This window comes from Phormidium sp. FACHB-592, assembly GCF_014695795.1.
GTDB lineage: Bacteria > Cyanobacteriota > Cyanobacteriia > Leptolyngbyales > Leptolyngbyaceae > Stenomitos.
In genome coordinates this window covers 1-25,614 of the sequence record NZ_JACJOZ010000033.1, presented here as the reverse complement: position 1 = coordinate 25,614, position 25,614 = coordinate 1, and the positions used below count along the sequence as shown (strand labels likewise).

Genomic DNA, 25,614 nt, shown 5'->3' with positions numbered 1-25,614 from the left:
CCTTTTGAGCTACTTCCGTTCTGTTCTATTTAAAAGGTAAATAAAGTGATTCGCTAGAAAACGTTTAGGCTACTTTTAAGATAGTTAGCCCAGTTGAAAGTTACCAACTCAACAGCACTGACATCTAAGCCAAAGAAGCGAAACCATTAAAACCTAGCTTAGTATGACAAAGTAGTACTCTTATCTGCTTGATGCCAGTTTAGCTCACCTACACTAGAAGTAGAGACGGTCAATTACGTTAATGGTGAGGGCAATTACAATATTAGAAAATGATTGACTTACTTAGCATAAGGAGAAGCACTACTCAAATCTTGATGTATTTTTAGGGTTTAGGGTAGTTATATAATCTATACATTTAGTTTTAAAATGAGCAATGTAAACATCAAAAGAGTGGTTGAAAACATTAGATCTAAGACCACTATTTATACGCCAATCGCTGAAGTAATTGTTAACGCAATTCAGGCTGTAGAGAATACGAACATTGGGCAAGGAAGCATTAAAGTTGTTGTCAAGCGCTCTCCACAAATTGAGATAGATGGCTCACTACCATCTATACAGAGCATTGAAGTAATAGATGAAGGTATTGGATTTACCGATGAAAATAGAGATTCTTTCGACACTTTATATAGTGAATATAAGATCCGAGAAGGTGGGAAAGGCTTCGGAAGATTTACCTGCCTTAAATACTTTAAAGACTTTCATGTCGATAGTACCTATTTTGAGTCTGGACGATATCGACGAAGAAGGTTTTCTATGGGCAGGGAGAAAGAAATTATTGTTAATGAAAGGGTTAGTGATTCTGAGCTAAATACTTCTAAGACTTCAGTAACTTTAGCTTTAGTAACCAACAGCTTTCTTGACAAAAGACTATCAACGGTAGCTAGGAGCCTTGTTGAAAAAATCTTACCTTATTTCATCACCAAAGATTATTTTTGTCCTGAGATTGTATTAACTGAGGAAGACGATTCGAACTCGATTGTCTTAAATGATTACCTTAGGGAAGATTTCGCCGTTATCAAGGAGTTGGAAGTTGATGAAAACAGTTTCTTTTTAGGTCAAGGTGAAACTACTCATGCTTTTTATATTCGAGTATTTAAGATTTATTCTCCAAAAAACAAAGTAAGTAAAATCAGCTTGGTAGCTCATAAGCGTGAAGTTATTGCTAATCCGATACATGATTATATTCCTGAATTTTTTGAAGAGTTTTATGACAAAAGAGAGGATGGAACTAACAACTTAGAAAGAAACTATATAATCAAATCTTATGTTTTTAGCCAGTATCTAGACGACAACGTATCACCTGAACGTGGAGAGTTTGAGTTTCAAAAAGATAACGATATTGTATATGGCGTATCTCAATCCGATATTGAGTCTAGAGCTGCAAATCTTACAAAGAAAGCTGTTATTGATGACATTTCCATAAGGATAGAAAAGAAACAGAAGCGCATACTCTCTTACGTGGAAGAAGAAGCGCCTTGGCACAAAAATATTGTTGGTAGCATTGATTTGTCTGACTTTCCTTACAACTCTAGTAATGAAGAGATTGAAGCATTATTACAAAAGGAAAAATTTAAGCGAGAGGTTGCAATAAGACATGAAGTAAATGTCATATTAGAAAGCAAAAACATAGAGAATTTCAAGGAAAACATATCGGACATTACCGAAAAGATCTCGGAGTCTAGTAAAAACGATTTAATCCACTACATTTCATTACGGCGTGCTGTCTTAGAAATTTTTAGGAGAAGTTTAGAAATTAATGTTGCTGGAGAGTATTCATCAGAAGGTTTTGTCCATGACATTATTTTTCCTAGAAAGAAGGGTAGCAATACACTTGAATATGAAGAGCACAACTTATGGATTATTGACGAAAGATTAAACTTTACCAGCTATATTTCTTCTGATCAGCCTTCAGGTAGAAAGCGAACAGAAATTCCTGATTTACTTGTTTATGATAGAAGGGTCGCATTTCGTGGCGATAATGAGAGCAGCAATCCTGTAACAATTTTCGAGTTTAAAAAACCAGGTAGAGACGATTTTGTTAATCCGTCTTCAAAAGAAGATCCCATCCAACAAACTGTTCGTTACGTTAACAGTATAAGAGATGGGAAGTTTAAAACCCCCAAAGGCTTGGAAATTAATATTGCTATAAATACTCCTTTCTATGGATATGTAGTATGTACCCTTACTGAGAAAGTTAAAGAATGGTTGAAACGCGATAAAAATTTTAAGCCGATGCCAGATAACATGGGCTGGTTTTTATGGATTGACAATATTAATTTATATATGGAAGTTGTAAGTTGGGACAAGTTATTAAAAGACGCAGATATGCGAAACAAAATATTTTTCCAAAAATTAGGGATTTAACTAGAATTTTTTAGAGCAAGAGGTATTTTCCTCTTGCCTTCTCTTGCTAGCATTCGATTAGATTTCGATAGTAGCGAAGCTTTGGACCAGCATTGGGGAGAGATGGAAACTCAGATCCCTTATGCCAGTTACGTCAGTAATAAGCCTAAAGAAGGGTTTGCTAGAACGAGAATTAAATGTTAAACGACGGTACTAGCAGTCAGATATATAGCAGCGACGTGCTTGCCCTTAAATTTTTGCTAGCAGGCTAACGACGAAGCTACAGAGGGACGCGTTCTTACCCTGCTGTGTTGATTTTGACCCTTGACGGTATCGAGTGCAAACTGACTGATTTTTTCGTCAATGGCTATGAGCATAATTCTGCGGATAGTGCCGATTTGAGCTATTCACTCAACGGCACGCCGCTAGTTGATGGCATTTTGTACGAACCGAAGCGCGTGCTGATGATCGGGGCATTTGGCACAGAGGCAGACAGAGTTGCTCTACTACAAATCTTTCAGCGATCGGAACGCAAACGATGCCCTCAGCAAGCAGGGTTTGGCATCATTGTGCACAACCTAATTAGTTCCGTGGTGGAAGATATCGCGCTGACAAGAGTGCTGGCCACTGGTGCTATAGAAGCAAGCCTACCTGGTGGAGGCTGTGAATATTTCGCACAGTTTGAATATCAAGTGTTTCAGCCCAAAGTGGAAGAGTCAGGCAACGGCTTCCATACTCATCTGCTGAAGTTTGTGCTGAAGGGGATGCGGATAAAGACCAAGGTCCAGGCGGCTCACGCTCCATTTTCGTGATTGGCTTAGTTTACTCAAAAGCAAAGAACGATCGACAATGCCTCAAAAATTTGCCTTGGCACCAGCACTGCAAAATCTGCCCTGATTCTTATTGGGATGGTTTGGCACAACTCCAGTCCTGGCGGCATGGCATTGATGTGGGCGATGGCAACGATGACATGCACTGTCCTCCTGGCGCAGACCCGTGCTGTATGCGATCGATAAGATGGCAACGAAGGGCGACGAGGAGGATATCAGTCGCGCGGCTCAGTGGGGCTATAAGGCACTGCAACAGCATCCAGGTTCGATTGGTATCGACAAAATTAGGGTGGGTTCCAGTGCTCTGTCTGAACTGCATGGCTCGTTACGTGAGCAAGGTTTCGATCCGGATATGGCGTTTGAAGTGGTTTTCGGTGGCGCTCCCACGTCGATCCTGAAGACGATGAAACGTTTATGGCTGAGAACCTCAAAGCCGAACTCTACTGGACACTACGCGAGGCAATGCGGAAAGGGGAAGTGGCGATCGCGCCGTTGGGTGAGTACGAAGATGAGGTGATGGATGACCTTGCCGGGACGTATTACGAAGAGACCGGTAAGGGCACAACCAAGATTGGAGATAAGGAAAAGACTCGCAAGCGCCTGCACCGATCGCCCGATTGCGGTGATGCAGTGGTTTATGGTTGGGCATCGATGCTGGAACGCCCAGTCTGGGGTGTGAGCAATGCTAGTTGGGGATATTGATTGTTCTAAGGTTGTATTGGTTGTTTGAAGCTATCAGAATCAGCTTAGTTTCTCATTAATTATGAAGATTATAGGGATTAACCAAACAATTAGTACTCAAAGCCTGCTTTTACTCAATTAACTTAGTAAAGTTGTGTGAAAAAGAGCTGAGTGAAAGAGCCATGCCTGAAACTGTTGCCCCAAAAAAACAAGCTATTTGAACGGAACCCATGAATCTATCAAATGAAGTAAACTCTCTTATTTTTTTATTGGGATGCGAATTGGACTGAAGTAACAAAAGTGCAAAAATTGTAACGCTAAACCAAAAGATAAGCTGAATCCCAGCTTTCTTTTGCTCCAGTTTCTCTAGGGACAGTCTACGATGTTCAGTATCTAACTCAACAGTTATATATGTGTTTTGGCATATCTTGTTAGTAGTATGACCAGGAACATAATAGTCATCAACATCATCCCAGCTTGGCGTAATATCATCAGAATACTTGCGAGTGAATTCTGTTTTATGCTCAATCTTAATTTCAATATGACGAACGATAAAAATATCATCACTATCGTCTAAATGAATAATTGATCCAATCGAATCAATTGGTAGGTTCGTTTTAGTGGTTTCAAGATTGGTTCTGTCAATTAATTGAAATACAGTATTTTGTTCGTCGAACTTCATTAGTACAGGAACCCATTTGTTAGCTCTAAGCAGTAATTCAGGGTAAAAGCCTGAACACAGGAAATTTGTTCATAAATTCATAAAGGTCTTGCAGAGATTAGCTATTGAAATCACTCTCTCTAGTTACTCTGCTGCACCTTCAAAAACTGGGACTGTTTAATCAGTATTTGCCCTAACGCCTCAGCTTCCTCTGCTGTCAAACTTAACGGTGGCATTGGTGGTGGAAAGAAAACCATGATCGTCTGAGTCGCCTAGTCGATGCAGATGTAAGTGTTCGGAGCTTTCATTGATGCACCAGCCAAACACTATCAGCTTGATAAAAGTTGCTACGTTGCTCTAGTTTGACCTGACCAGAGAGCAAGGCTCCAATTCAGAGTGCGACTAACAGCATTTTAAGATTTTGTTGTGCCTCTACTAGCGATGTGGCTGGATGTTGTTGCAGATAACTAGCGATCGCACTTGACCAAGCACCCACATTTTCGGCGTGAGCCATAGACAACGGCTGCATCGCGTCTAGCGCATCTAGTAGGGCTTGCTTGTCTATCACTCCGATGACAGAATCAATCGGATTACTTACCCGCGATCGCCGCTTGGCTGGAGCTACTTCAACCAGGGCTTCTAAGTTGAGTGCCGTGCTTTGTTTGACCAAGACAGCAAGGAAGTCAGCGCCTAGAACTGGTTCTGTGGGTGTGGGTTCTCAATCCAGGCTTTTGAGTAGCGCGTCAGCACGGGCGGTGTAGTCCTTAGCAAGCTGGGCGATCGCCTCTGCGGCTACTCGCAGCTGATTCTCTTGTGGCAGTGGTACTAGGGCAGCTTCGAGCGCTTGCTAGAGGGGAGCAAGTTTAGCGGCTTCGGGTTTAGTGATGGCAGTTTGAAGCGATCGCCAGAGGTCATCTAACATTTGCCCTCTATTGGGTCGGCTCGACCGATACCCAGATCCAGTAGCTTTGTCTTAACGTCTTGCCACTCAAGCCCATAGTAGTAATTTAGCCTCTAAGCCAGCTGTCTCAAGTTCTCAAGTAAATTCATGGACAGACCGCAGTACTGGACAGTCAACAAAATACCGCCGCCCACAGCAGCTTTAAAGGGATTGCAATGGCTCTATGACCACTACTGTCGACGCATGTGGATAGCAGTTGATAAAGCGATCGCTCAATCAATCAGTGCTTTGCCTGCTCAGTTGAGGGCGTGTTTACACCAGGCGTTGAGCTACGAGGAACGAAAAGCGTTGCGATCAGACGTGTTGTGGTTGCTCATTGTGCAAACTGGTGTCACTGTTGACCTGGAACTCAGCCACTTGGACATGCTGGATCAGACAACATTGATTCGGGCTTCGGTACGACTAGAAGCGATTGAACGGGTGTTGCAGGAGCAAGCACAGCGGTAGGGGCTAGTACAAACACAGTGCTTTCCAGGCTAACCAGCACCTCAAAAGGCTACGTTTTTTTCACAGCAGTCACTCCACAGCTTGAGTCAAGCAAACAACAAACTAGCGCACCGCTGTCGCGGCATGGGTATGCACTGCTAGTAAAACAAACTGACCTATGAGCACAGAAGTCGCCGCGACAGGAGTACCACAGACCGTCAACCTTGGTACAACCACAACCGTGAAAGTCCAACCAGAAGCCCAAGAGGTTTCAGTCCAATTCCCAACGCTTACAGGACCGTCAATTGACGACCAGTACCAGCAGTACCTGGAAGACCGGTTAGGGCATTACGGCTATTAGTTCCTATTTCCTAAGACTGCTGACGCAGCAAAAGCTTGAAGTCCAGTCTAGGAGGGCACCCGGCGTTACGGTAGTGCATAACTAGACTGGCAAACATTCAGAGACTCTCTACCGCATGGTGGAGAGGTTTTTTGTTAGGGAATGACGACAACTAAACTGGGTTCAGAAGACGAAGTAGACGACAGGTTTTGGAAAATGATCTGGTCAGCGACCGCCTCTTCCGGTGGTTTGTTTGCCACTTGCACCGGCGGCTCTTCTTCTTTGCGACGTGCCGCTACTTGCTGTTGGTAAATGTCTAGCGCTCGTGCGATCGCCGTTAGCCGTCGATTTTGGTCGTGGCTAATGCCGTCTTCTGTATTACCCAACCCCGGTGCTTCCCAACGGTTACGTCGTGGGTTCCAGTAGGACTGTGTACGTGCCCACAACACAGCGTCTGAACCTGTTAAACCACGTTCGTGTGCCTTCTTCAGCCAGTCCACATAGCCAGGTGTGTCCAGTGCTGCCAAAGGAGCCTGATTTGCCAGGTCGATCGCGTTCAGTTCTTCTTCCAGCGACAGGTTTAAGCGATGCGCGTCTGCTTTTTGACGGATCACCTCTGCTTGCCGCTCTAAGCGCCGTAGCTGTTTCTCGTCCGCTGCTTCAGGCGAACTAGCTCCATGCTGGTACGAAAAGCTGCCCAAGTTCCACACCCCGTTGCCAGGGTCAGAATGCCCGTAATAGGCACGAGTTTTACTACCGTTGGGTGTGCGGGTGCCTTCAGCGTGTCCGACGGTACGAGCCACTAAGGAGTCAGAACCACCTGCGAAAAGGTCAGCCTCTCCCGTTGCCGGCTTTGGTGCTGAAGTTGGGGCAGCAGTTGCTACCGACGACCCTTGTACCCCCGAAGGGTCAAAACTTACAGCAGGCGACTGAGGTTCAGACGGAGCGGACGACTCAACCACGTCGCTGGGTAACGGCTCCGACTCCTCAGACGGTAAAACAGCCACAATAACAGGGGTGTCAGTTGCACGAACACCAAAATCTAGCGCACCGCTCTCGGCGCGGACTGGCGCAGCAGCAAAAAGTGTAGCCAGACTCAGCAGTAAGCTCAGCAGCTTTAAATAGCAAACTTTCATAATCGTCCTCAAGTGGCAAAAGAACCGAAGGCAAACCTCGATCCGAAAAGTGAGTTACAGACGATTTACAGGGACGTTAGGAACATAGTAGTACAAAACTACTATTTGTGTTGCCTTCGTGTGTTAGGTGGGGGTTAGAGGCTGACAAGCGGGGTTTTGTCCGTCGTCTTTACGCGGTTTTAGTCCGGCGACACGGACTTGTTATGGGCAACCTCAAGAGCGTTAGCACAGTACTGGCGTGGCATTAGGACAACATTGGTAGGAGAAGCCATGAAAACCACACAGAACCGCTATGCGCTCGTTTACGACCACCAAAACGTACAGGGGTGGCTCAAAGTTTTGAGAATTTCAGACAACCTTGGAACCTTCCCGGACAGTGTGCAGGTAGGAGACCCCTTTCAAGGTCAGCCGATTGTCGCGCTTGCCGCTGACCTAGACAGCTTCGCTCACGTCCTGAAGGACGAAAACGCACTCTGTGAACAAGGTAAAAAACGATTCCTGGAGCTGCAACCACAACAGCAGTGGCGTTACTACTTGCTGTTCCGGTTCTACATTAGAAGCCCTATGTACGCTACGACCGTTGAGGAAAAGGTAGCGATCGCCCTCTTAGGAGAGACTCAGACTCTACGGGGTGTTGGCAGCAATGACCCTGACGCAATAGAAGTGAGTGCGGTCTGGCGGCACCTTCAGCAGTATGAAACTGCTCTTGGCACTGTACTCGAAGGCGGACCACTGGACGGTGTTGTTGGCTCTCGGTTTCGTTCCTTAGACACAATTGACACGCAGAGCCAGCAATACAGAGAGTGGCAACCAATAACGACTCAATTCATACCAAACCTGTAACCCACGCTCAACGTGTCAGCAGTGTAGTGGAAACGCTTCTAGAGAACAACAAACGCAGTTGGATCAAGCGGTGCCGACACCGGGATACTTGCCACAAAAGCGCAGAACTGAAGCTTATGAGGCGTGCACTCAGACGTCGCTTCAGGCGTGAAGGCAAGCAAGGAACAGCGCCAGAAGTGCTAGCAAAACCCGCTGTTACTAGAGTATGCAAACAAAGAACTACCGCAAAGGGAAATTCGCGTGGTTCAGCAACACTGTTGTAAACATAATGGGGTTTATGTTCGTTGCCAGCGTGCCAACTCAAACAACGAAAGCAACAGAAGCAGAGGGAGGGAGGGGCTAGCTCCTTTACCCCCTTTCTTTTCACCGCCTGTCGGCGCAGGAAAGTGGGTTCTGGAGCATACCAAAGCGGACTAACTTACGCCTTCGGGTCTGAGCCGACAAGCTGAGGTTCCAGACTGGGCGTGCCCTCACAAAGGGAAAACGACCCAGCATCGCGTGTGTCAGTCGGAGTCCTTGTTGACCTTCCGGTATGGCGATTGGCTACATGCGTGACTTACCCCAATGTACCGAGGCTTCAACGTTCCAACTACGAGAGCTGGCGTCAACCTGAGTAGAGGGTGGAACGGCATCGGTATGTGCGAGTTGCAGGCTCTCACTGCAATGCGGTAGGGAAAAGCGCAAAGCCCGCCCTACCTCGTACCTATTGCCGGGGAGCAGTGTGTCGGTCACCATGCCGATTCCTGCCCCGGCAACCCAACACGATCGATAAAACAGTACTAGCTCTAAACCTCTCGGGGTTTAGTTTTTTCAGCCAGAGTGAAGAGCAAAGTCGCCCAGGGCACTCTAACGGCTATGAAGAAGTGGAATGCCCTCTCTCAATTAGTCCTGGCTCTGGCGCTCGTGCAGGCAGTCCTCGTAGTCGCCATAGCGCTCTACCGCACCCGCACTCCTCCCACGGTCGTGCAGGGCACTCATTCTCCTGCCGCCCGCAAGGTCAGTAGCGTGAACGATGACCTGAGCTTAGTTTTAAGTTCCTCAAGTCCGTCAGATAAAGGACCCAGCACAGTGGTCTTAAGTTGCCTGAGTCAGTTTGTAGACCTAACAGCCCAACTTGAGGCTAAACGCGCACTCATAGCCCTACTGGCAAGCTCCAACAACGAAGTTTACCTTGATGACCTTGTGGTTCCTACCGCACCAACCGCAACCGAGAGACGTGAAGTCCACTTGACTACAGGCACGTTTGTCCAGACTGAACTAGCTGCCACTGGTTGGGTGCAGTTCAAACAAGAGCCAGGTTGCCGCGCTGCAAAAACGATCGCTCTAGTCAGCCGACGGGCACAGCAAGCAGGTTCGGGTGGGTGGAAACGCTAGGTCAACCACAAAAGGGCATGCCAAAAGTCTTTGCAAAGCTTCGCAATTTTTTTGGCATTGTTTGCTGCTATGTTTACGGTCTTGGAGACTGAGGACTCTGACGAGCCAGCGCCTTGAAATTCAAGGTGTAGCAATGGCACTAAAGAACCCTTTTCCTACTGATCTGGCGAATCGGACAGACAGCAGCAGCGAACCCAACACACTCGCCTGGCTAAACGACAGCGGCTTCCACAAGTACCACCGATGCAAACCTTTGAACGGGTTGCCACTATGCTCGTAATACACCTGCTCATTGAGGAGCGTCACAGGCATGATTTTTTCGATGAAGACGGACTTGCGATCAGGTTTAGGGTCGGTCATAGAGCAGCGCAGAAAGCGTAAAGCCACACTTCAATGTTCTCAGTGTGGCTGATTAATCTGGCTTCACAAAGAGTCTCTCATTGGTTTGCTGCCACCATCCCTAATCGATTGCGCCAGAGCAAATAGAAGTTTGGCTTAAATCGCTAATCTCTTTAACAAGACGGATGTAGGAGAGTAACTTGATGATGTGTGATGGCAATAACAAGGCTTTATGAGAGGCAAGAACGATGAACGTAATCTGGTTTGGCTTAATCCTCTACGCCCTAGCTGAAGCAATTGTGGCTGGATCCCGGGTCTACCAAAAGCGACAAACGACTCTTACAGCCCAACCATCAACCCTGCAAACAGCGCAACCCAAGTCGCGATCGTTGCCCCAACTAACCCCTGCTACAGTGCAACTTGAGCCAGACCTAGACCGAGCAGTGCCTGAAATACTGAACCAACCTGTAAATGAGCCTACTATTCAACTCAATACCGATGAAACTGGTTTATCTTTAGCAGCGTCTCTGTCAGTTAGTGAGGCATCTCATCCAGATGCCCAATTGCATGGGAACCAAGTCATTGATCTCCATCCAGAAAATAGTGAATTTGCTCATTCAGAAGCAGAGCCTGAAAGTTCTGTGGCTCCTGAGCATCAATCTGTTTTGGCAGAAATTTTTCAATTGAATGAAACTGACTCAGACGATACAATCGCTCAACTTCAACAGTCTTTGAATCATCCAGATCATCTGGTTCGAGTGGCGATTGTGATCAAGTTAGAAGAAATTGCAGCTAAGCAAGGCGAGCAAGCGGCTGAGGCGAAGGAGATGCTCACGCAACTCAGTCAAGATGACAATTCAGATGTTCGTAGTCAGGCTGTCCTCGTACTCACAAAAATCGCTCCTATGGTTCTGTAATTCTCGCCACCCGATACTTCTCACAGAGCATCCCCGATCGCTGCAATCAAGCGGCTATGAACCTCTGACTATAACTCAGGGCTTTCTAAGTACGGGTCCACTCTAGGAAAGGGCGAGAGCGTAAGCGCTGACTTGTCAGTTCGCATAGTCTCCACTCAGCCACGTATGTTTTAAGCATGACTTGAAACTGGCCGATCGCTCGAACTCAGAGCATGATTCTTATCAACGCAATCAGTTTGCAACCAAGAGATAGGTCATCAAAGACTACTGCATCACTTGAATAACGCAAAGCCTCTCTCTCTTGCTATCTCTGGATGACTATATAGAGCACGCAGAGCGGTGCTTTCAGTAGTACACAGGTGGAAACTGGGTGAGAACTAGCCTTCGAGTTAGTACTTTTCGCTTGGCAGTAGACAAAACGTGCTGTCGCACCAGTGGGGTAGCAAAGTGGAGCCTGGAGTGCCAAAAAAGCAGCTTCGTGGTCACTGCGTCGCGTTGGTAGAAAACGGAAGTAGAAACTACAGCCAGCGTCTAGCCCCTAACGGGGTTAACGCTTTTTGGTCTATGGCAGAGCAAGACGAGCGATCGTGTTGAGTGGTCGTGGTGTTTTGGTCGTTGCTTAGAGGAGAACGAGCCAGTCCAAGCCGTCCGGGCCGGTCGCTGTCGCTTCGGTGGGGTGAGATCCAAGACAACTACACAACAAGGAGTAATCCACCATGTCTCAACCCAAATCCGGCTACGCTTACCTCGCCTCGCAATATTTCGGTTTGTGCGGTGCTATTCGCAAAGCACTGACTGGCAATGGTCGTAACACAGATAACGCTGCTGCTGAAGTGCTGATCACGACCGCAACCGTCCGAGTTGAAGGCAAAAACAGCATTTACTTCAAGGACTCGGTTGCCAACCTGCGTGCCACCCTTAAAGTGCTCAAAGCTCAAACTGCCAATGCCTAGTTTATAGGCTCGACCAGAACCAACCTGCCCCCCAAAGGGCATTGGTTTTTTTCATTGGTCGCTAACCCTGATCCCCATACCCGCTCTTCCAACCTCTCTCTGATGCTCAGGATGCAATTTCAATCACGCACCATGAGCACCCTCAACAGCAACGCAACGTACTCAGAGCCAAGCCTTCTAGACACTGCGATCGCTCAAGCAGTCTTACAGTCTGAGCAGGAGAAAGCACAGCAGACAGCAGAGGCACGAACGGCACGTCAGCATGCACAAGCAGAGGCAATTAAGCAATTCAAACTACCGTTTGACCAGGAGACACTGGCAGCTCTACCAGTGCTCAGTTTCCGCTTCCAAGGCGACACAAGCAATCTCAAAACAATCGCCTACTTCAACTACCAAGACCTCACAATCGCCATCAGTGAAAAGAGACAGACAAGCACCCACTATGTCGGTTGGGAAGCAGTGGCAACTCGCAATCATGTGGTTGTCAAAGACTACCTGACCTACGTCTACCCCAACCGCAACTGGACGTCTTACCAGACACCAGAGCAGGAGGGTCGCGCTTTCCTGCTGTTTCTGCATGAAGCGACCAAGACCCCAACGCCCGCACCCGAAAACGTAGAAATTTCAGAGAGCAGCGCGCGGCAACGGCTACGTAAAGGGTTGGTCAAAGCAGCCCTGAAAGGCACGTTGATTGGGCTGACTAACTCGGGTGTAAAAGAGGGTGCTTGTCTCCAAACAGCGCTGTTTGCCCTCGAAACCGCAGAGCAAATGCTGTTACTCACGGACGCAACCCCCTTGCAACGGCAGCTATTAAAGGTGCTGACCCTGGAGGCGTTTACAGCCTGGCTTAAGTCCCATGACCTATTGGCGACAGTGGGCAGCCTGGACAACCAGGATCATCCTCTCTGTCGCTTCGTACAGCAGTATGGTCTCGAATTGAACTTCTCCAACCTCGCTCTCTATGACGACACCGGGGCTTGTGTACTCGGCAATGACGGCAACTTTCCCCTTTCGCATGAATTGCCGCTCGACATTGCAGGGGCGTGGCTCCCGGCACTGCTGGCATGGAAAACGTTTGACTCAGACAAGGACAAAGAGTTCCCTACCTTCGGTGCTGGGGAAGTGCTGCAATTTCTGGAGCCGTTTCAGCGCTAAACCCACCCTCTCCCTCCCCTGCTACAGCGTCAGCCTGCAAGGGCACTTTTTCTGGCAGCAAACGCTATGCAGCAACACGTCTTAGCTCTTAGACGGGAAGCTCCGCGCTCTACCTGAAAGGTGAGCGTCGGGATGAAAGGCGCGTGAGTTGAGGTGCGTTATCTGACCGCTTCCGTAAGACAGAGAAGGCAACAGCACTGAAACGAACACCTTAACTACAGCTTTTAGCATCAATCTGGAAACACGCTAAGCTGATGATATGTTGAAAGCGACAAAAGTACGCATTTACCCCACTGCTGAGCAAGTGAGCCAGTTGTCCAAAGACTTTGGTGCAACACGATGGTTGTGGAATCAGTCGCTCTCTTTGATGTCTCAGACGTACAAAGAGACGGGTAAAGGCGTGTCTGCTTACGACATGAAGAAGCGGATACCAGCTTTAAAGCAAGAGTTTGAATGGTTAAAGGAGACTTATTCGCAATGCCTCCAGCAAGCCGTTCTACATCTTTCGCAGGCGTTTATCAACTTCTTTGAGGGCAGGGCAAAATATCCCACCTTCAAGAGTAAGTTTGCTCGTCAGTCTGTGCAATACCCTCAAAACGTGAAGATGTTGGATGGGGTAGCAATCAAGTTTCCTGGCAATCTCGGTACGGTCAGAGCCAAGCTGCATCGGGCTTTGCCCACAGGTGCAATCAAGACTGTCACCGTTTCAAAAACACCAGATGAGCGCTACTACGCTTCGTTGCTCATTGATGACGGCAAAGCGATGCCTGAAAGCAGCAGCGATGGTAAGGCGGTTGGGCTTGACTTGGGGTTAATTGATTTTGTTGTCACCTCTGATGGCTCCAAGTTTCACAACCCGAAGCACCTCCAAAAACACGCTAAGAACCTGAAACGCAAACAGCAGAAGCTATCCCGCAAGCAAAAGGGTAGTAAGACACGCTGCAAAGCGCGTCGCCTGGTGGCTAAAGTTCATAGCAAAATCGCTAGGGTCAGAGAGGATTTTCTCCACAAACTATCCCGCAAGCTAGTCAACGAAAACCAAGTTGTGGTGGTGGAAAATCTGGCAGTGAAAAACATGGTTAAGAATCACACCCTCGCCAAAGCCATCAGCGACGCTGGTTGGGGAAAGTTCTGCACGATGTTGAAATACAAAGCTGAGTTTGACGGCAAGACCTATCTAGAAATCGATCGGTTCTTTCCTTCCTCGCACCTTTGCTCCAACACACTGCTATCGCTCCCCAAGCTGGCTCTCTCTGTGCGCTCCTTCCTTTGCCCTCACTGTGGTCAGCGGCATGACCGGGATGTCAATGCCGCGATCAATATCAAGAATGAAGGCTTGCGGTTATTGGCGTTGGGAATCAGCGCTACTGCCAATCGAGGGAGTGTAAATCCGAAGGGTGCTGGACGTAAAAAAGCCATGCACTCCGAGGTTGCTTCCGTTGAAGTTGGAAGCCCGCGCTCTATCGCCTAACAATGAGCGTCAGGTAATTCACTCAAGAGGCTAGCCACATGGCAGGCATAATTATTGGGGACGTGCATGGGCATTTTGAGGGACTCATGTCTCTGCTGACACTGGCAGCCTCACCAGCGGACAAGCTGTACTTCCTCGGCGATCTGATTGACCGAGGACCACAGAGTAAGCAAGTAATCGACTTTGTGAAAGACGGTGGGCACGCCTGCCTGCTAGGAAATCACGAAGCAATGGCTCTGGGTGCCCTGCTGGGAGACGCTAACAGCTACCTGAACTGGCTGCGTAATGGCGGCACCCAGACGCTCAAGGAGTACGGCGGCATAGCCGAGGGGCTGGACGCATTCACGGCTAACCTCGACTGGTTGCAGTCCCTACCGCTCTACCTTGACCTGGGAGACCTTCTCTTAGTACACGCTGGGCTTATGCCTGGTCTGCCACTGGAAGAGCAGACAGCTGAGGAGTGTTGCTGGATCAGGGACGAGTTTCTCAGCAGTAAGAAGCCACTGTTCCTGGGTGAGAAAACGATCATTGTTGGTCACACGATCACGTTTCTGCTCAAAACCGAGAACGGCTCACAAGTCCCGGTGGGCAACCTTGCCCAAGGACCGAACTGGTATGACCTGGAAACAGGGGTGTACCATAGCAAAAGTGGTTGGTTGACTGCACTTAACTGGGAAACACAAACCGTCTACCAGGTGAACGTGCTCACAGACGAGGCCAGAGTCCGTCGTCTGGTCGACAGCGCAACGCCAGTCCGCCTGTCTTGACGACGCACATGCCCCAAACCCCTTCCCTTTCCGCACTCAATGGCTTCTGCTGTTGAGTGTTTTTTTGTTCTGGAACGCCCATGACGGAAGCAAACTCAATACCGCGTTGGGGCGAACCGGGTTGGGATAGCCTGCCTTACGTAGTCAAAGCGGCTGAAATGCAAGCCTTTCTGACCCGTGTGGGCTATGACCCTGAAAAGCACCGTCATGAGTCAGAACACGAACAGTTGACAAAACGGATCAGCAGTCTGGAGCACGAAGTACAGACACTCAAGCTATAGCTAAAACGCTGGGTTGACACTGAGCAAGCGGCAGCACAACAGCGACTTAACGCCCAAAAGAACCTCTAAGAGTAGGAGAGACATGAGTAAGTTTGGTTGGAGCTACCCTCCAGGTGTAACAAGCCTGCCGTGGGACAACGAAGAAGACGACGAACGGTGTGCGATCGCGCAGTGGGTTGACCGTTGGTTAGGAACTACATGGTCGTTCAAGCAACACTACATTTACCGCAGCCGGTTAAGAAGCAAGAACGGTTGGACATACAAGCTCACTTTGCTCTGGGTGTACAGCTTTTACCTTTACTGGCACAACCGCAAAAACTTTAACCTGCGTTTGTCCCTCCTGAAGGCAGGGCAGCGTTGCCACCCAGACGAACAGGAAGTGCAGCTTGTCTTTGCGGTCGACACGACCAGCGACCTGACCTTAGACCGCTTTCTACACCTCGCTCTCAGCGCGTCTCTGCCGCCGATTGAGGAACAGGCAGCGAAAGCGGAAGACGCTGACACTGGCTTCTTTAGCGCACCTATGCAGTCGTTATGGCAACACAGACACGTTTTTGAGCGGTGGCAAGGCTATGAAAAATGACCTCACTGAGCAATTGACTGAAGCGCTGGACCAGGCGCTACGGCTGCTAAACCCAAACAACGAAGAACATATACTAACCTTAGTTGAAGGTTGGGCTACTCTGGCAAAAGCTGAAAGTCAGACAGTAGCGTTCTTCTACGAGCAACGGGGACTGGAAGCAATGCCCAGTCTACTAGGAGCAATCGGTGTCAATGAATGGGATTGGGCTTGCAGCTTCGACTTGCCCACTGGCTACGCAACACGGGTTGCAGTGACGCAAAACATGCGCGACGACGCTTTATGGTGGGCGATTGCTCTGGAGTCGCCTGAAGGGGAACATGGTTCGCTCAGCTTCACTGTTGCGACCGTAGGCAGCGAAGACGTAGCAAGAGTGGTTCATGTTGTGGAAACCGCACTTTGTTTTGAGGGCTACGATGTCTTCGTCGGCTCTGAAAACGAGTGGCAAATGTATCGGCAATCGTTTGGAGAACCTGTATAACGCATCACACAAACTTCGCAGACGACCCACCTATACGGCCCCATCCAGGCAGCAGAGCGGTACCAAGTACAATGAACATGACCAGAGATTGCAAGTAACTCAAGCTATGGCTTACAACCAATTCAGTCTCCGCAAAGCCGTGCGAGACTTTGACTTAAAGGTAGTAGAAGTCGAAAACTTTCTGCCTCCTATTGAGCCAATCATGCCGAGTCACTTGTTGAGCGAAACGCTGAAGCAAAACGTCCCTTGGGCAGCAGTCGGCAGCGAAAAAGCTAGGTCTGAAGGCATTATCAATCCTGTCTTACTAGAGTTAAGACGGCTCTTGCCTGGGCAAGTCAGTGTGTTTTCGGGAGAAGAGTTTAATGTCGATCCTAGTCGTGAACTCACTGGCTACTGTGACTTCCTGGTCAGCAAATCACCTGAGCAACTGTTTATTGAAGCGCCTGCAATCATTGTGGTTGAAGCTAAAAAAGCCGACATTAGCACGGGGTTAGGTCAATGTGCTGCTGAAGTCGTAGCGGCTCAAATCTTTAACAAGCAGAACGGACTGTGCGGCAGCCCTGTGTTCGGCAGTGTGAGTAACGGCACTCAGTGGCGCTTTCTCAAGCTCGAAGAACAAACACTGACAATCAACTTGCTTGATCACACGCTACCACCCGTTGACACGATACTCGGCGTTTTGGTCTGGCTATTACAGTCTCGGTAAACTTGAGCTTTGCAGCTCAAGCAAAACCAACAACCATGCTCGACCCCCAAGGCTCTTCAGGCCAAAACAACATCGACATTAGCGCCAAAATTAACCTCAACGAGTCACAAGCGGCTATTGTTGCCGCCTTAGTCAACGGAGACTGTTGGTTACAGCAAGACTCTAGAACCAAAGCCTATCAGCTTTATTACAATGGTACCAAATTAGGTTATGCACTCTCAGAAGCTGAAGTCACGCAGCTCATAGCACAAGGACTGGTTGGCAAAGTAGAGCAAATCAAACTCACTCCAGAAGGCAGAATATGGGCAACACAGAGTCAGCAGCTTCCTTAAATTTGTCCTTAAAAGTCAAAAGACGCTAATACAAGGGAGAGGGTTTACCAGTCTGTTTTTGGTCGTTCCTGACTCTCCTCATAGGGCGTTAGGTTGGCTGGTCACGAGGCAAGTTAAACTAACCACAGAGCGGGGTAACGCCAACGTCTTTCCTACCCTTTACTTCGAAAACTAGGACATGGCAATAGTCAAGCCAGGCTACCAGTCCCAAGCCAGTGACACCAGTCTTGAGACTGACGTGTATGAGTTTGCGTTGCTGCGGCAAAAGTCGAACAGCGATCGCTTTCTCATGACAACTGCCTTCACAAGCTCGACCCGTCGTTTCTGCGTTAGTGGGCTATACCAACGTCACCCAAACTTGACAGAAGCAGAACTAGCGCCTTACGTCGCTAAGGCTTTTTTAGGCATTGACGCTGTTCCCTTTCCAATCACAGGCACTGTAATGACGTGGATTCAGGATTCAAATGAATTAGCGCTCTTGCTCCATAATTTATTGACCGAGATCCAGGTGCCCTACTACATTACTGGGGGTGTGGCTTCTTCAACCTATGGCGAAGTGAGGGCAACCAGAGACCTTGACATTGTGTTCACACTAGAACAAACCCAACTGTCAGTACTGGTCAGCCAATTAGAAGCAAACGGCTTCTATGTCCCCGGTGTTGAAGATTTAAGGGACGGTCGCGTGCAGACACTCAGTATTACCCACCAAGTAACCATTTCACGCTGCGACTTAGTCCTTGCTCAAGACAGCAAGTTTGATCGACTCAAATTTGCCCGCAGACAGTTAATTAACATTATTGGCTACGGATCGGTTTATTTCGCTTCGCCTGAAGACCTTGTACTGAACAAATTGCGTTGGGGGCAGCGTTCAAACTCTGAAAAGCAATGGCGAGACGTGATCGGCATACTCAAAGTACAAGGTCAAGCATTAGACTTTAACTACCTTTTCCAGTGGGCAGAAACACTGGATCTTACAGAAGCACTCAGTCAAGCAATCATAGCTGCTGGACTAACCACAGAAAGGTGACTTACCCTTTCTCCCTACCGTCTCTCTACCGTCCCATCAGTGTGACTTCAACACACACTACAAAGGGGAGACAGCATGGGAGCACCGCACAAGTTGGACAATATCTTTGCTGGTTGTGATTGCAGCCACAGAAAGCGCTTTGGTTGGCACGTCAACTTGATTGCTCGCTGAACGATGAGCTGGCACCGCCAACATGCTTCATGCAGGCGGTCGATTGGACATCGATAACCTTTGCAACTCACTGACCGCATGGTCGCACCCCAGCGCAGCAACTGGTTAGGCAGCTAATAGCTGTGCTTAAGGTTGGCGATCATCACGTTCGCTGCCTAAGGTCGGTGAAAACTTCACCACTACTAGTTCTAGCAACTCGCTCTAATGGTTTGCTGAGTGTTGCTTTTGCCGCCTCTCCTCCTTGCGAGAGACCCTCGCTTTTATGAAGTTGTGTAAAGATTCCTGAGAGAGGGCAAATAATTTAAGGCAGCAGTAATGTGCAAAAGTTCCGGGCAAAGCACTTCGGTTTGGATGGAAACCGTAACAATTCCTGAGCAGCCATCCTTAACAGAAACCCTTCATGCCGATGTTTGTGTGGTTGGAGCAGGCATTGCAGGTCTAACAACGGCTTACTTGTTGGCAAAGCAGCAGAAAGCTGTAGTAGTACTAGAGGGTAGAGCGATTGGGGGTGGTCAAACGGTTCGGACGACCGCTCATCTTGCTACTGCCTTGGATGATCGCTATGACGAGATTGAAGATACTCGTGGTAAAGAAGCGGCAAAGTTAGTTGCAGACAGCTTCACAGCAGCGATCGCACGGGTTGAAGCCATCGTCACTACCGAAAACATTGACTGCGATTTCGAGCGGCTGGATGCTATGAGTGATAAATCAATCAAGTTTTTGCTGATAGCCATACCTTGAAACCTGTGACAGAAGCAAAATGACTCGATACAGAAACATTGCAGTCTGATGCAAAAGGATTGCAATTTGATCCAAAAGCGTTGCAGCTTTGTGCAGAAGCGTTGTGACTAGAGCGGCGATCGCTGCCGCGATTTACCCTACCTCAGCGGTCACACCACGGACAAGATCAAAGTTATACCCTCTAGCTTGCGGTGGATTCAAAAGACGAATCTATGAGCTTCTAATTACGGTATTACAGTACGCTGCTAGTTTCATCCTTGACTTCGGTTTTGATGACGAAAGCTCTTAGTTCGACCATCTTGTCGCCGCGAAAGCGCCAGACATCGCAGTACGAGTAATGATCCGCCTTCCCGTCTGCGTCCTTCAGAGTGATGTCGCCAACTGCCGTGACGAAATCACCCTCAGCGATTAAGTTGGCGACCGTAAACTTTGGCGGCTCTATGTATGTCTCTGCCATATATTGGCGAACAGCTGCTTTTCCGTTCAGGGTCTTGTCCCCTACGAAGGTCCATTTCGTGTCGTCAGTGCAGAATGACAAGAATCCTTCATAGTTGCCTGCAGCGTTCGCCGCATTTGCCGCTTCTAAAATGGCTTTATTGTTCTCTGACATCTGAATCTCTCCTCTGTTCAAAGCAAAAAAGTAGTGTGAGTTGTTATGCTGTTGCCCCTCACTGGTTTACTTCTAGGGACTGGTAAACGGCTTACATTGAATCGCCTTCACATTTCGCCGATAGTTCAACTCTGGCTCGAAACCAGTCGGACAGAAGACATAAACATTGTCCTGAGATCGGCTAATGACTAAACGGTAGCTGGGTGGAATCCCTTCAGAACTTTCGATCACTGCGATTCTGGGAATCACTTGTGAACTGACTTGAGCCAGGGATGGAAAATTGAACAGTAGGAGTACGCCAAACAGAATTGTGATTGCGATTGTGGTTGTAATTTTGGTTGAAAGAATCTTTCGGTTCACGAGAAATCTCCTGTGGCTTGTGGTTGTGTAAGGTTCTATTGTTTCCAGGGAAGCGGCGATCGATAGGGGTTTTCGTGCCTATCCAGGACTTCCCAAGTGGTAGGATTGACTTGCCCTGTGACTGGGATTTCGTACCGTTGCTGTAAATCTCGGATTGCAGAAGCTGTAAGCTCACCAAAGATGCTATCGACGATCGCACCACTTGGATTGCCTAATCTCACGCCTGCGGCTCCTAAAAAGCCATTGTCAAGAAGAAGACGCTGCAACAGTGCCACGTTTCTACCGCGATCGCCTTGGCGCAAGGTGGGTAAGGTTAAATCAGTGTAGGCAGTGGCGATCAGCACGGGTGATGTTTGCTGTGAAGAAAGGCTGTGTGCGATCTGCGCTTCGCAGCAGCGCTTCGCTATCGCTGGATGAGTGAATAAACCTCCGAGCAACCCTGTAGCGATCGTTAGTAAGCTGAAAATGGTTTGAAGTTTCATGCCTGTCCTTCTGATGGATCAGTTCTAGTTAGCATCAATTTCGTGTCGGAGTTATGACTCCATCTGCTTGCTCCGCTCGATGTAGAGCAGTGCTGCCACTGATGCGAAACTCACGGAACAATTGCAGTCACGCGGATTTCAATTCGCATCGTTGGCAGTGCAAGCGCTGCAACACCTAGCTCTGTCCAAATGGGGGCATGGTTGGGCATGTAATGACGAAAGAGCTTGACCATCACCTCGTTAACTTCTGGGGGCAACCCGCCAACATGATAAGAATTGACATGGACAACATGCTCCCAGCCCGCCCCGGCAGTTGCCAAGGTTCGCTCTATGTTCCGAAACGCTTGAGCAATCTCGTCTACAAGCGATTCGGGAATTTGCAGATCGTTATCCCAGCCACCTTGACCGGAGATCTCCACTCGATCGCCAATTCTTACCGCTTGCGAGTAATGCAAGTTATTCAGCATGTATTCCCCGTAACCAGGGGTAACAAAAAACTTGGGCTTGTTCATGGTGTTCCTTGTGTAGTACGTTTGACTCTAGCTCGCGTTGCTGAAATAAGTTTGTTTCGGCATCATCCGCTTTAGACACTAAGTTGTATTGATCTGAAGTGTACTGAGTTCCAATGCTTGCTTTCTTCCAGATTCTTATGGTGAAGAGCAAGTTCGTTTCAGTATCATTCGATTGAACTATCAATGTTTAGAATTTACTTGCTATGTAATGACAACAACACTCCGGACAATTCTGGCAGAAACCCTTTCCTGTCAAAAATTGTCCGAACTATTGCTCCATACAACCCGTAACAATTTCATCCGCCATTGATTGCACCCAAAGTCGTGGCTGCTTGAACGGTTAAAATTGCCTTTGAAACTGCTTGACCGACCAGCTCCTCTCTTGCGATCGCCTTCATTCGTGATCGCGCTTCAGGACGTTCTTCAGGTCTAAACACCGCATCGGTCAGGTGAGAGGCTTGCATCAAACTAATCAATGCTGCCATCCGAGAATCCAGTCCAATGCCTTCTAACACGGCGGCACGAACTTGCTGGATAATCTCGCGTTGAATGGATTCATCGGTTAGAAAATATCGCTGCGTTGGGAACAGTCCAAGCATGCGTTGTTCTTGTCGTTCTAAAACACCTAGATCAACTAAGTTCTGCAACACAATCGTTTGAATTCCTAGGTATCTTCGTCTCCAATGCGTCACCCAGAACCTTGCAGTTCGAGGACGAGACGATGCTAGAACCTCACTGAGGCGTTGATCTAAGAATTCATTGCCTGTGTTGCCTGCGATCGCACCGATCACACGATTGTCGTTGTCGATCTCAAGTTTGCCTTGCAGTACTAAGTCTAGTAATAAAGAACCGACCAAGCCATAGTCGAGTGCAGAGTACCAAGAGAAGCGCGTTTTCCCAGTTTGGGGATTGAGTGCAAGAAGGATTAAGTCCTGTAAAAGATATTGCATGATGAATTCCTTATTGAGGTATGCTGCGGTTCCTTCGGGGTTGCGCCTCGGCGCTAATCGCAAGTTTGATGCCGAAAGGTAAAAATCTTAAGCGGCTTCTGTCCATGTGCCTGTGCGATCGCCGCGTTTGCCGCCTCTAAGATGGCTTTAATTCTGCTTCGGTAGCCAGCGCGGTACGCACACCAGCATCGAGATTCCTACGGTCTATAACGACCAGGCTCACCGGACGCAAATAACCTTTGCCACTCAATCAATCAATTTGGCACGCTCCGGTGCAGCGACTGGTTAGACCCACGGCGCATCTCACTGGTATGAATAAATTGACTTATCTCTTCAACGAGTTCAGGCACAACTGGCAGCGTTGGGTCAGAATAGGAAGCATTTTGCTGTTCAGGGTCTAATGCAACAGCTTTTAAGACGTGATTCATCCCCTCAATGATTCTAAGCTCCGCATCCGGCTTAGCCCTCTTCAGGTCTTGCGCCTCACTGACAGGCACTTGGATATCCGTTGTTCCTTGAACAATGAGAACAGGGACAGTGAGACGCCTCATCGCTTGGGCAGGGGTATAGCGAAACCAGGAAATGAGGTAGGGTTGGATGCTCGATCTGTAGAGCGCGTTGAGTTCTGGTGGAACAGAGGTCACCCTCTTCCCTTGCTCTAGAGCAGCAAGAATCTGCTCATTCTGTTGCCATAAGGCCTCTGGCAATCTCGGTCGCAGTTGATCTTGTAAAACTTGTGATGCAGTTTGGGCAATGCCGGCGATTGATACAAAAGCATCTGCTTCAGTTTTTTGGGTCGCCAGCATGCCAATCAGAGAGCCTTCACTGTGACCAATCACGGTGACGCTTGAGAAACGAGCATCTGCCTGCAGTTGCTGAATCCAAAGTGCAGCATCTTCAACATAGGTATCGAAACGCAAAGCAGCTTCTTCAGGTCCTGCGGCTGCGCTTTCTCCAATCCCGCGCTTGTCATATCGGATCGAGGCAATGCCATGACCCGCTAAGCCTTCAGCGAGGAGTTTGAGGCTATTATTCTGCCCAGCGAGAGGATTGTTTCCATCGCGATCGGTCGGACCGGAACCCGCAATGAGCAGCACCGCTGGCGCTGGCACATTAGACGCTGGAGTAATCTGTGTGCCATGGAGCGTGCCTGTTAACGTTGTCATCTGAACCTCGACCGGTGTTGAGGCTGGTGTCGTGTTACCCATAGAGAGCAGTGATAAAGGTAGAGCGATTAGACAGGCAACCAGACTGACAGAACGGCGAGCATTGGGAGACATGGCATGGGGTGATCGATGTTGAATCCGTCAGCTATTCTAATTTGATGAGATAAGGGAGTCTAACGACCCAAGCTCAGCGACCCGGCCCGCGGTGACAGCGTGGATTGCAACCGGAGCGCGATCGCCGGGTTCGCTGCAACGTCTTGTTAGGCAGTAAAATCACCGCGCAACCCGGCTGACGCGACGAAACCAGACCCCACTTGCTACTCCTGCTAAAGCGATTATGGAGTAAGCCGCTAGAAAAGCGACTCCAACAGGAATTAACAGACTGCCGGGCAGAAGACTGCCGGGCAGAAAACAAAGCATATACGTCAGTTGACCAAGCATAATACCGGCATAGTGCGCCCAAATATGTTTAGGCCGAGCAAGGCCAACGATCAGGCCAACAATAAGAAGTGCTGCGGAATAATAAAAACCTTTCGCATCCCACGGTTCGACCTGCCCGGATAAAAATGGTGACAAGGCCCAGACCATTGCGCCGCCCATAAACGAGAACAAAAAACTTATCGCTAACTCTCTTTTCATTAGACCTTACCAGTAATAAAGTGCTCGGTATCTCACTGGACAAATAGGCTGCAAGAAGATTTGGAATCGGTTTAAGAATTGATTGCTTTTCTTAATTCCGATTAAGTCTATTCTTCACCCTCGCTGCTTAACGACGAAGCTTGAAATGCTGTATTAAACATTTCGCACTGCCGATCGACTACTGCGCTACATACCCACCATCTACCATCAATGTTTCACCTGTTATGAACGATGCCAGGTCAGATGATAAAAACAGGACTGCATTTGCCACTTCAAGCGGTGTGCCAACCCGTCCGATCGGGTGCAGTCCTGCCATGTAAGCTTTGACTTCATCCTGCCCACCTGCCGCTGCTTCAAACATATCTGTTTCGATTACCGCTGGTGCAACGACATTGATGCGAATCCCCGCTTTGGCATATTGAAGCGCAGCCGCTTTTGTCAAGCCTATTACTGCACTTTTACTCGCGGTGTAGAGGGGGAAGGTAGGAAATGCAACGACTCCATTCGCAGATGCCGTATTGACGATGGCACCACTTCCCTGTTTCAACATCTGAGCGCTTTCATATTTCATCGACAACCAAATGCCTTTGACATTGACGTTCATCGTGCGCTCGTATTCCGCTTCTGTTTGCTCAATCAGTGAAGGATTTTCGCCAATCGTTCCTGCATTGTTAGAAGCAATATCTAACCGACCAAAAACGTCAACCGCTTGATCAACCATTGCTTGAACATCGGCTTCTTGCGTGACATCGGCTTGCACAAAAATCGCTTCTCCGCCAGCTTCCTGGATCAATCGAACCGTTGCTTCACCTTCATCCATGCGACGACCCACCACCACCTTTGCTTGTTGTTGGGCATAAGCGATCGCCGTTGCTCTGCCAATGCCCAATGTCCCTCCCGTCACTAAAGCAACCTTGCCTTTCAGCATCATGACAGTTACCTCTTGTTGTGAATGGTTATGTTACTTGCGTCAAAAACTCAATAGGCAGCAATACGTGTAGGAGCCAGCAATAAGAAGCGCCTCTACAACCAGGATGAGTACGATCCTGGCTGCGTGCCCCATAAATCCAGTCCCGCCAGTTCCATGCCGATCAATACTGACCTACGGCGATCGGCAACTCACGTTCAATGGTTCGCAATCGTTGCGAAAAATCATTCAAGATACGTTGACGAACTGCATCTGTTTGACGAACGGGGGCATAAACAATCTGCGGAGCAAGAACATCAAAACCAACGAATTGCAGCATCCCTCGCTGAATTGGGCGTAGAATAGCATGGATATCACCGTTAAAACCGCCTGCAAGATAGTCCTCTTCTGTGCTACCTGTGGTCAACGAGAGCATTGCTTGCTTACCTCGAAATCTGCCCGTTTCATAAAT

33 protein-coding genes are annotated in these 25,614 nt (G+C 48.4%); 19 read left to right on the top strand and 14 right to left on the bottom strand.

What is annotated here, in order from left to right:
• Positions 1-366 precede the first annotated feature (366 nt).
• On the top strand, positions 367-2,364 hold the full coding sequence (locus tag H6F86_RS08465) for an ATP-binding protein (RefSeq protein ID WP_190448035.1): 1,998 nt from the start codon (positions 367-369) through the stop codon (positions 2,362-2,364).
• Between the two features lie 287 nt (positions 2,365-2,651).
• Positions 2,652-3,155, top strand: coding sequence for a hypothetical protein (locus tag H6F86_RS08460; protein ID WP_190448033.1), 504 nt, complete (start codon positions 2,652-2,654; stop codon positions 3,153-3,155).
• Between the two features lie 14 nt (positions 3,156-3,169).
• Here the strand turns inward: H6F86_RS08460 and H6F86_RS08455 are convergent, their stop codons facing one another.
• Positions 3,170-3,319 carry a hypothetical protein gene (locus H6F86_RS08455; RefSeq protein WP_190448031.1) on the bottom strand — a complete coding sequence of 50 codons (150 nt, stop codon included), beginning with the start codon at positions 3,317-3,319 and terminating at the stop codon, positions 3,170-3,172.
• 268 nt (positions 3,320-3,587) lie between these two features.
• On the opposite strand from H6F86_RS08455, the gene H6F86_RS08450 reads away from it, so the two are divergent.
• The gene (locus H6F86_RS08450) at positions 3,588-3,875 is read left to right on the top strand and encodes a hypothetical protein (protein ID WP_190448029.1); all 288 of its coding nucleotides are present in this window, start codon (positions 3,588-3,590) and stop codon (positions 3,873-3,875) included.
• Between the two features lie 109 nt (positions 3,876-3,984).
• Here the strand turns inward: H6F86_RS08450 and H6F86_RS08445 are convergent, their stop codons facing one another.
• Both H6F86_RS08445 and H6F86_RS08440 read right to left on the bottom strand, forming a co-directional pair.
• On the bottom strand, positions 3,985-4,536 hold the full coding sequence (locus tag H6F86_RS08445; RefSeq protein WP_190448027.1) for a hypothetical protein: 552 nt from the start codon (positions 4,534-4,536) through the stop codon (positions 3,985-3,987).
• Positions 4,537-4,906: 370 nt separating this feature from the next.
• Positions 4,907-5,185 (bottom strand): hypothetical protein, encoded by a 279-nt coding sequence (locus tag H6F86_RS08440; protein ID WP_190448025.1) that lies wholly within the window; start codon positions 5,183-5,185, stop codon positions 4,907-4,909.
• 378 nt (positions 5,186-5,563) lie between these two features.
• Here H6F86_RS08440 and H6F86_RS08435 point away from each other — a divergent pair, with 378 nt between their 5' ends.
• Both H6F86_RS08435 and H6F86_RS08430 read left to right on the top strand, forming a co-directional pair.
• Positions 5,564-5,923: a hypothetical protein gene (locus H6F86_RS08435; RefSeq protein WP_190448023.1), complete on the top strand. Its 360-nt coding sequence runs from the start codon at positions 5,564-5,566 to the stop codon at positions 5,921-5,923.
• 157 nt (positions 5,924-6,080) lie between these two features.
• Positions 6,081-6,263, top strand: coding sequence for a hypothetical protein (locus H6F86_RS08430; protein ID WP_190448020.1), 183 nt, complete (start codon positions 6,081-6,083; stop codon positions 6,261-6,263).
• A gap of 134 nt (positions 6,264-6,397) precedes the next feature.
• Here the strand turns inward: H6F86_RS08430 and H6F86_RS08425 are convergent, their stop codons facing one another.
• Positions 6,398-7,378, bottom strand: coding sequence for a hypothetical protein (locus H6F86_RS08425; RefSeq protein ID WP_190448018.1), 981 nt, complete (start codon positions 7,376-7,378; stop codon positions 6,398-6,400).
• 270 nt (positions 7,379-7,648) lie between these two features.
• Here H6F86_RS08425 and H6F86_RS08420 point away from each other — a divergent pair, with 270 nt between their 5' ends.
• Positions 7,649-8,221, top strand: a complete 573-nt coding sequence (locus tag H6F86_RS08420; RefSeq protein ID WP_190448016.1) for a hypothetical protein — start codon at positions 7,649-7,651, stop codon at positions 8,219-8,221.
• 855 nt (positions 8,222-9,076) lie between these two features.
• Complete coding sequence (locus H6F86_RS08415; protein ID WP_206756022.1) at positions 9,077-9,595, top strand: hypothetical protein; 519 nt, start codon at positions 9,077-9,079, stop codon at positions 9,593-9,595.
• 120 nt (positions 9,596-9,715) lie between these two features.
• On the opposite strand, the gene H6F86_RS08410 is transcribed toward H6F86_RS08415, so the two are convergent.
• Positions 9,716-9,955, bottom strand: a complete 240-nt coding sequence (locus H6F86_RS08410; protein WP_190448063.1) for a hypothetical protein — start codon at positions 9,953-9,955, stop codon at positions 9,716-9,718.
• Positions 9,956-10,182: 227 nt separating this feature from the next.
• Between H6F86_RS08410 and H6F86_RS08405 the strand changes: the two genes are divergently transcribed.
• The 12 genes from H6F86_RS08405 to H6F86_RS08350 all read left to right on the top strand — a co-directional run bounded on the left by H6F86_RS08405 (position 10,183) and on the right by H6F86_RS08350 (position 19,516).
• Positions 10,183-10,851, top strand: coding sequence for a HEAT repeat domain-containing protein (locus H6F86_RS08405; protein ID WP_190448012.1), 669 nt, complete (start codon positions 10,183-10,185; stop codon positions 10,849-10,851).
• A gap of 716 nt (positions 10,852-11,567) precedes the next feature.
• Positions 11,568-11,804, top strand: a complete 237-nt coding sequence (locus tag H6F86_RS08400) for a hypothetical protein (RefSeq protein ID WP_190448011.1) — start codon at positions 11,568-11,570, stop codon at positions 11,802-11,804.
• A gap of 132 nt (positions 11,805-11,936) precedes the next feature.
• A complete protein-coding gene (locus tag H6F86_RS08395) occupies positions 11,937-12,959 on the top strand; it encodes a hypothetical protein (RefSeq protein ID WP_190448009.1) in 1,023 nt (340 codons plus the stop codon).
• Between the two features lie 259 nt (positions 12,960-13,218).
• Positions 13,219-14,430: an RNA-guided endonuclease TnpB family protein gene (locus H6F86_RS08390; protein WP_190448006.1), complete on the top strand. Its 1,212-nt coding sequence runs from the start codon at positions 13,219-13,221 to the stop codon at positions 14,428-14,430.
• A 38-nt stretch (positions 14,431-14,468) separates the two neighbouring features.
• Positions 14,469-15,197, top strand: a complete 729-nt coding sequence (locus H6F86_RS08385; protein WP_190448004.1) for a metallophosphoesterase family protein — start codon at positions 14,469-14,471, stop codon at positions 15,195-15,197.
• 80 nt (positions 15,198-15,277) lie between these two features.
• Complete coding sequence (locus tag H6F86_RS08380) at positions 15,278-15,478, top strand: hypothetical protein (protein ID WP_190448002.1); 201 nt, start codon at positions 15,278-15,280, stop codon at positions 15,476-15,478.
• Between the two features lie 82 nt (positions 15,479-15,560).
• The gene (locus tag H6F86_RS08375) at positions 15,561-16,061 is read left to right on the top strand and encodes a hypothetical protein (protein WP_190448001.1); all 501 of its coding nucleotides are present in this window, start codon (positions 15,561-15,563) and stop codon (positions 16,059-16,061) included.
• Positions 16,051-16,539: a hypothetical protein gene (locus tag H6F86_RS08370; RefSeq protein ID WP_190447999.1), complete on the top strand. Its 489-nt coding sequence runs from the start codon at positions 16,051-16,053 to the stop codon at positions 16,537-16,539. The genes H6F86_RS08375 and H6F86_RS08370 overlap by 11 nt, the downstream gene beginning before the upstream one ends.
• Positions 16,540-16,645: 106 nt before the next feature.
• Complete coding sequence (locus tag H6F86_RS08365) at positions 16,646-17,245, top strand: hypothetical protein (protein WP_190447997.1); 600 nt, start codon at positions 16,646-16,648, stop codon at positions 17,243-17,245.
• A 35-nt stretch (positions 17,246-17,280) separates the two neighbouring features.
• Positions 17,281-17,577, top strand: coding sequence for a hypothetical protein (locus tag H6F86_RS08360; RefSeq protein WP_190447995.1), 297 nt, complete (start codon positions 17,281-17,283; stop codon positions 17,575-17,577).
• Positions 17,578-17,755: 178 nt separating this feature from the next.
• Positions 17,756-18,604, top strand: a complete 849-nt coding sequence (locus H6F86_RS08355) for a hypothetical protein (RefSeq protein WP_190447993.1) — start codon at positions 17,756-17,758, stop codon at positions 18,602-18,604.
• 522 nt (positions 18,605-19,126) lie between these two features.
• Entirely contained in the window at positions 19,127-19,516 is a 390-nt protein-coding gene (locus tag H6F86_RS08350; RefSeq protein ID WP_190447991.1) for an FAD-binding oxidoreductase, read from the top strand.
• Positions 19,517-19,748: 232 nt separating this feature from the next.
• On the opposite strand, the gene H6F86_RS08345 is transcribed toward H6F86_RS08350, so the two are convergent.
• From H6F86_RS08345 to H6F86_RS08305, 9 genes are all read right to left on the bottom strand, one after another.
• Positions 19,749-20,126, bottom strand: a complete 378-nt coding sequence (locus H6F86_RS08345) for a nuclear transport factor 2 family protein (RefSeq protein WP_190447989.1) — start codon at positions 20,124-20,126, stop codon at positions 19,749-19,751.
• 72 nt (positions 20,127-20,198) lie between these two features.
• A complete protein-coding gene (locus tag H6F86_RS08340) occupies positions 20,199-20,486 on the bottom strand; it encodes a hypothetical protein (protein WP_190447987.1) in 288 nt (95 codons plus the stop codon).
• Between the two features lie 35 nt (positions 20,487-20,521).
• Entirely contained in the window at positions 20,522-20,968 is a 447-nt protein-coding gene (locus tag H6F86_RS08335) for a peptidoglycan-binding domain-containing protein (RefSeq protein ID WP_190447985.1), read from the bottom strand.
• 110 nt (positions 20,969-21,078) lie between these two features.
• A complete protein-coding gene (locus H6F86_RS08330) occupies positions 21,079-21,480 on the bottom strand; it encodes a RidA family protein (protein ID WP_190447983.1) in 402 nt (133 codons plus the stop codon).
• Between the two features lie 296 nt (positions 21,481-21,776).
• Positions 21,777-22,430 (bottom strand): GPP34 family phosphoprotein, encoded by a 654-nt coding sequence (locus tag H6F86_RS08325; protein WP_190447981.1) that lies wholly within the window; start codon positions 22,428-22,430, stop codon positions 21,777-21,779.
• Between the two features lie 254 nt (positions 22,431-22,684).
• Complete coding sequence (locus H6F86_RS08320) at positions 22,685-23,710, bottom strand: alpha/beta fold hydrolase (RefSeq protein ID WP_199305163.1); 1,026 nt, start codon at positions 23,708-23,710, stop codon at positions 22,685-22,687.
• 159 nt (positions 23,711-23,869) lie between these two features.
• On the bottom strand, positions 23,870-24,235 hold the full coding sequence (locus tag H6F86_RS08315; RefSeq protein WP_190447979.1) for a hypothetical protein: 366 nt from the start codon (positions 24,233-24,235) through the stop codon (positions 23,870-23,872).
• Between the two features lie 178 nt (positions 24,236-24,413).
• Positions 24,414-25,166: an SDR family oxidoreductase gene (locus H6F86_RS08310; protein WP_190447977.1), complete on the bottom strand. Its 753-nt coding sequence runs from the start codon at positions 25,164-25,166 to the stop codon at positions 24,414-24,416.
• A 160-nt stretch (positions 25,167-25,326) separates the two neighbouring features.
• The coding region (locus H6F86_RS08305) for an NAD(P)H-dependent oxidoreductase (protein WP_190447975.1) at positions 25,327-25,614 on the bottom strand (288 nt) is incomplete at its 5' end.